At 46.6% G+C, this 6,359-nt stretch carries 5 protein-coding genes, 1 tRNA gene and 1 pseudogene; 4 read left to right on the forward strand and 3 right to left on the reverse strand.

Annotation, left to right across the window (positions count from 1 at the left end):
* Nucleotides 1-113 precede the first annotated feature (113 nt).
* Nucleotides 114-1,058, forward strand: coding sequence for a bestrophin family protein (locus B153_RS0128880; RefSeq protein ID WP_026262533.1), 945 nt, complete (start codon nucleotides 114-116; stop codon nucleotides 1,056-1,058).
* 54 nt (nucleotides 1,059-1,112) lie between these two features.
* Here the strand turns inward: B153_RS0128880 and B153_RS0128885 are convergent, their stop codons facing one another.
* Both B153_RS0128885 and abc-f read right to left on the reverse strand, forming a co-directional pair.
* Nucleotides 1,113-2,171, reverse strand: coding sequence for a PA0069 family radical SAM protein (locus tag B153_RS0128885; RefSeq protein ID WP_020600243.1), 1,059 nt, complete (start codon nucleotides 2,169-2,171; stop codon nucleotides 1,113-1,115).
* Between the two features lie 133 nt (nucleotides 2,172-2,304).
* A complete protein-coding gene (gene abc-f, locus B153_RS0128890; RefSeq protein ID WP_020600244.1) occupies nucleotides 2,305-4,242 on the reverse strand; it encodes a ribosomal protection-like ABC-F family protein in 1,938 nt (645 codons plus the stop codon).
* 75 nt (nucleotides 4,243-4,317) lie between these two features.
* Here abc-f and B153_RS0128895 point away from each other — a divergent pair.
* The 3 genes from B153_RS0128895 to B153_RS38810 all read left to right on the forward strand — a co-directional run bounded on the left by B153_RS0128895 (nucleotide 4,318) and on the right by B153_RS38810 (nucleotide 5,886).
* Nucleotides 4,318-4,390 (forward strand) — tRNA-Thr (locus tag B153_RS0128895).
* 165 nt (nucleotides 4,391-4,555) lie between these two features.
* Nucleotides 4,556-5,155 (forward strand): hypothetical protein, encoded by a 600-nt coding sequence (locus B153_RS38805; protein ID WP_020600245.1) that lies wholly within the window; start codon nucleotides 4,556-4,558, stop codon nucleotides 5,153-5,155.
* A complete protein-coding gene (locus B153_RS38810) occupies nucleotides 5,134-5,886 on the forward strand; it encodes a site-specific integrase (protein ID WP_342664821.1) in 753 nt (250 codons plus the stop codon). The genes B153_RS38805 and B153_RS38810 overlap by 22 nt, the downstream gene beginning before the upstream one ends.
* A gap of 216 nt (nucleotides 5,887-6,102) precedes the next feature.
* Here the strand turns inward: B153_RS38810 and B153_RS0128905 are convergent.
* Nucleotides 6,103-6,359 (reverse strand): annotated as a pseudogene (locus B153_RS0128905) (IS5 family transposase); the annotation flags it as partial.

The following is a 6,359-nucleotide window of genomic DNA, read 5'->3' on the forward strand; positions in this document are numbered from 1 at the left end:
AGGGTTATCAATCATGATTAATGCGAAATGGGTACTTCCCATCCTCCATTATTCATTCCAAATTCATCATCATTCATTTTTATCAGCACAAGTATACTCAACGCAGCGTAGCTATGGTCAATTATAACCCGAAAGAATGGATTCGGTTTATCCTTGCGTTTAATCGAGCCGATACGGTTCGGCAACTCACCCCTGCCCTGATCGGCATAGGCGTTTATTCGTTCATCATCGTCCATCTGCTCGAATTATTCGATCTAAGCGAAAATCCTCATCTCAAAAACTTTTCGCTCATGCACACCCTGCTGAGCTTTGTGATTTCGATGTTGCTGGTTTTTCGGACCAATACGGCCTACGACCGCTGGTGGGAAGGTCGGAAATTATGGGGGAGCCTGGTCAACAACAGCCGGAACATGGCCCTAAAGCTAGATCAATTGCTGGGTAGTTCAGAAGCCGAAAGCCGGGACTTTTTCCGGGCCATGATTCCCAATTTTGCCTTTGCCCTCAAAAACCACCTCCGCAGCCGACCGATCGAACCCGAATTTACCAACACCACCGTTTTTGATGCGCAACAACTGCACATGAACGAACACGTTCCCCAACAAATTGCACTGGCTATGTTTGGGAAGTTGGTTGATCTACAACGTCGGCAAATCCTGCTGGCCGAGCATTTGCTTCTTCTCAATCCAGAGGTTCAGTCATTTATGGACATTTGCGGAGCCTGCGAACGAATCAAAAACACACCCATTCCTTTTTCCTACAGTTCGTTTATCAAGAAATTCATTTTCACCTACTGCCTTACGCTGCCCCTGGGGTACGTATCAAATCTGCATTATCTGGTTATTCCACTGGTCGTATTCGTATTTTATGTACTGGCCAGCCTGGAAGTTATTGCCGAGGAAATTGAAAATCCGTTCGGTATCGACGAAAATGATCTACCACTCGACACCATTTGCAAAGGCATTCATAAAACCGTAACCCAGTCTTTCGATCACAAACTGACGCTGGAGCAGGCCGAATCATCCGACAGCCCTAAAAAAGGATTTCGCTATGATCGGTAATGTGGACTTAGGCAGGTACCGAACAAGTCGTTAACCCCCGGCCTGGATATCCGGTTACTCAAACAGCCCGATCTGGCCGGCGGGTCGAAACAATCCCGTTGTCAATGTCGGCATTTTGCGGTTGCTCAGGTATTTCTGACAGGCGATACGGTGTAATTGGGCAATCTGATGTGCATACTGTCCTTCGCCCGACATACGCGTCATAAAACGGGAATCAGCCACGCTGCCACCATGACAGTCAGCAATCTGATGCAATACACGTTCAGCCCGGTCGGGGAAAGTCTGTTTCAGCCAATCGGTAAAGAGTGGCCCCAGCGCACCATTCAAGCGCACTACCGTATACGCCGACCAGCACGCTCCCTGTTCGGCCGCCTGTTCAATCAGTTTTGGAATTTCGTGATCATTGAGGCTGGGAATAATCGGGGCCGTCATGATGCCAACGGGCACCCCCGCTTTGTGTAAAACCCCCATCGTTTTTAGCCGCTGAGCAGCCGTAACCGTCCGGGGTTCCATCAACAGGCGCAGGTTTTCATGTAATGTCGTAATCGAGATGGCGACATTAACCAGATTAAGCTCCGCCAGAGGTTTCAGAATATCCAGATCCCGTAAAATCAGGGCATTTTTCGTAATAATTGTGACTGGATTTCGATAACGCAGACAAAGCGCCAACATCTGCCGGGTAAGTTGATAGGTTCGCTCGGCGGGCTGATAGCAATCGGTATTTCCAGAAAAATGAATGACAACGGGTTTGTATGTACGCGCCTGAAACTGCTTTTCAAGCAAGACGGGTGCATTTTTCTTGACCATGATCTTACTCTCAAAATCAAGACCAGCCGAAAAGCCCCAGTACTCATGCGTTGGGCGGGCGTAGCAGTAGATACACCCATGTTCGCACCCCTGGTAAGGGTTTATGGAAGCCGAAAAACCAATATCAGGACTATCCGAGCGACTAATAATCTGCTTGGGGGTTTCCTCAAAAAAATGTGTTTTCACCGCTGGTTCAGGAAAATCGTCGTCTATAGATTCATTTCCCTCCGTTGGTTCATATTGATGTTTAGCAAATGAATTAGCCGTGTTAAACTGCGCCCCTCGCCCTTTTTTAAAGTCGCCCATACACACAAGTAAAATACAATTATATTTTATTTGTACGATAAAAACAAAAGCGAAAGAGTGAATGAGTAAAAGAGTGATAAACTGACGCAAGCCAATTTCGCTCTTTTACTCATTCACTCTTTCGATCTTTCACTCAGGCTAGTTTTTTCTCCCACTTTTCGGCTTCAAGCATGGCCGTCTCCCATTCGTCCTGTAGCTGGCTAATCTGGGCCACAACACGTCGGTATTCGTCGTTTTTAGCCTGCATGAGCTTATCATCACCGTAGGTAGCCGGATCTGCCAATTCGGTTTCGAGCCGCTTTTTACGCTCTTCCAGTTGTTCTATTTTGGCTTCAGACTCTTCGGCCTGCTGGTTCAGTTTTTTCAACATCCGCTGCCATTCTTTCCGCTCATCATCCGATGTATGGGCAACCGGAGTGGGTGCCACGGGAACAGGAGCGGCTTTGGCCCCCTTACTTCCAGTTCCCTGCTCTTTCCGTTCTTCCATCCACCATTCGTATTCATCGTAGGTTCCGGGATACTCCTTGATCTGTTCATCTTCGATATACCAGATCTTGTTCGCAATCTGCGACACAAAATAGCGGTCGTGCGATACAACCACATAGGTGCCCTCATACTGCTCCAGCGCCTGAATCAGGATATTCACCGACTGCATATCGAGGTGGTTAGTCGGCTCATCAAGCAGCAGAAAGTTGGCCTGCGACAGAAGTACCTTTGCCAGGGCCACGCGCGATTTTTCGCCCCCCGACAACACTTTGATTTTTTTGAATACTTCCTCGTTCGAGAACAGAAAGCAGCCCAATACTCCCCGAAGTTCACCTTCCGTTTTGGTCGGATTAGCGTGCTTCAATTCGTCGAGAAGGGTATCTTCCACATTCAGCGACTCTAACTGGTGCTGAGCGTAGAAGCTGAACGACACATTATGCCCCAACTGCCGACGCCCATCGTTGAGCGGTTCCGAACCCGAAATAATACGCAGCAAAGTCGATTTCCCCCGACCGTTAGCGCCGATCAGCGCGACTTTATCTCCCCGTTCGAGTCGGATATCGGCATGGGTCAGAATCCGTTTAGGACCGTAATGCTTCGTAATATCGTCGAGGTGCAGAATATGCCGCCCCGGTTGGGTCGAAAACTGAAACTTGAAATTTACCCGTGCCGTTTCGTCGATCACGGCATCAACCAGTTCCATACGAGCCAGTTGTTTCACCCGGCTTTGGGCCTGTTTCGCCTTTGTGGCTTTCGCTTTAAAACGTTCGATAAAGCGTTCGGTCTGACGAATTTTAGCCTGTTGGTTTTCGTAAGCTCCTTTCTGAATTTCGTTTCGCAAGGCTTTTTCTTCCAGATAGAACGAGTAATTGCCCGGATAATAATGCAGCTTTGCACCGGATACTTCCACCGTTACATCGATCACATTATCCAGAAATTCGCGGTCGTGCGACACCACAATCACCGCACCTTCGTAGGTCTGGATGTATTTTTCCACCCATTGAATAGACGGTAAGTCAAGGTGGTTGGTCGGCTCATCAAGCATCAGCAGCGACGGCTTCTGCAACAGCAGTTTTGCCAGAATAACACGCATACGCCATCCTCCGGAGAACGTCCGTAGCGGCTTTTGAAGATCATCCGTCGAGAAGCCAAGCCCTTCCAGTATCTCTTCGGCCTTTGCCTGTACTGAATACCCATCCAGTGCATCAAATTCTTCCTGCACTTTACCCAGTTTGTCCACCAACTCATCCCGATAATTGGTCTCCATCTCGTGAAGCAGATCGTCGATTTGCTTTTGTAGCTGATTCTGCCGTTCAAAAGCCTGCATCGCCACCGACAAGATCGAATCATCCGTCTGGTACGATAGCAGATCCTGATTCAGAAACCCGATGGTTACATCACCTGCTTTGGATATCGTGCCGCCATCAGCCTGGTATTCGCCATTGATAATTCGAAGGAGAGTAGATTTTCCTGTACCATTCAGGCCGATGAGGCCGATTTTCTGTCCAGGTTTAATATGCAGCGAGGCATTTTCATAAAGAGCCCGGCTACCGAGGTAATACGAGAGGTTTGTGATGGAAATCATGGGCGCAAATTTACCAAAAAGATGCCGGATACTTGCATTCTTAAATTGGAAACCATTATATTTGCACCCGCAAAAGCCTCCTTAGCTCAGCTGGTAGAGCGACGCATTCGTAATGCGTAGGTCGCAGGTTCGAATCCCGTAGGAGGCTCTGTTTTTGAAAAAAGGCTAATCAGTTTTAGAGCGAAAACCCTCTATTTCAACTGATTAGCCTTTTTCTGTTTATAATACTTTACAATAGCACGCTCCAGTAAATTCAATCCGTCCCCTCGTCTTTACATTATCCCTCACTTGGTCTTGACCAAACCAAGTAATAATGAAGACTATAGCCGATAAGGACGTTAAGTTCCTACTTAAAGATTCCCGCGCTGACAGACCAACGCTCATAAACCTTGTTTTTCGCTACGAAAACACGCGGTTCAAAACCTCAACAGGTTTAACCATTGAGCCATACCAGTGGGATAAAACCGCCCAACGTGCCTACACGAATCAAAGGAGCCGGGTAGCCCGTGAACCCTTTGAAACGATTAACGCACACCTCGACCGTTGGCGATCTGCAACTAAGAAAGTATTAACCGCGCTGCAACTGGCTCAAATTCCATACGACAACGAAACGATTAAACAGCATTTAGACGCTGAATTAGGACGAGCGAAAAAGGTAAAACCTGTTGAGGAAGTAGCAGCTTCCTACGAACCATTTACAGCCTATATCGAACGGTTTGTTAAAGAGGCTCAATCCGGCAAACGACTCAATGCCCGTAGCGTTCATTATGCGGCCTACACATTAGCCGGGTACATGAAACTAAAACGCATCCTGGAACGGTATCGGGCTGAAACCGGCAACTCTGTCGATTACGATGCATACACCCTCGATTACTATAACGCCTTTAAACTTTGGCTAACAGGCCGGGGGTGACCTTAAACTATGTAGGTACGTTGCTGAAAGACTTAAAAGTGATGCTGAAACAGGCACACTACGACGGAAAACACACAAATTTGATTTTTCAGCATCGGGACTTTAAAAAGTTGGTTGAGGAGGTAGACAACGTTTACCTAACAGACGATGAATTAACCCAAATCTATAACCTCGACTTATCGACAAACGCCCGACTTGATAGAGTACGGGATTTGTTTTTGATAGGTTGTTACACAGGCCTACGATTTTCTGACTTCTCAGAGCTACGACCCGAAAACATTACCCACAATGGCCGTATTTTAACCCGTAAGACGCTTAAAACATCGGAGCGGGTTTCTATACCCTTAAACCCTAAAGTCCTTTCTATTCTCGCTAAATATGAAGGCACTCCACCCCGTACCATTACTAACCAGAAGATGAATGACTACTTGAAGGAGTTGTGCCGCCTTGCTGGAATAACGGATGCAGTAGAAGTTAGCCGAACAAAGGGAGGTAAGAAAGAAACTCGATACCTTGAAAAATGTGAAATGGTCACGACCCATACCGCCCGAAGGTCATTTGCTACGAATGCATTTTTGGCGAAAGTGCCTACCGTGTCGATTATGAAGATAACAGGACACCGTTCAGAGGCTGTGTTTTTGCGTTATATCAAAATTTCATCAGAGCAAAATGCACTATTGATGTTGGAGCACCCTCATTTTAACGGTTCAGCTATACGTGTTGCAGGATAATCTTTATTATCTGATTTCTGACCAAACGAAATTAAACCAATGGTAACAAGTGACATAGAAGAACGTATAAATGACGTTTTTAGAAGAGCTACCAAAGATTTATCTAAAGAGTTACAGGATATACATCTATTAGGCCTCTCTTATGAAAAATCTAACCATTATAAAGCCATTGAGACAGATTCTAAGAAATATTCTGCTTTAGAGTATGTTGGGAAATCATCTTTGGCAATAAGTCTCGATTCGTTGTAACATGATCTGGCTATTGGCCAGATACAGCCAACTGACCGAAGAAGATGCTGTATGCTCATAGTCTTTGACGATTCTCCGAAAATAGTTCGTCCAGGCAATGCTTCGTTCCACTACCCATCGTTTGGCCACCGGTACAAAACCTTGGGCTGATTCAGGCCGCGACGCTTTCTCAAAATCGATACTCCAACGGTCAAGCTCTTGAGCAAACACGCCGTTGTAGGCTT

The organism is Spirosoma panaciterrae DSM 21099 (assembly GCF_000374025.1).
Lineage (GTDB): Bacteria > Bacteroidota > Bacteroidia > Cytophagales > Spirosomataceae > Spirosoma > Spirosoma panaciterrae.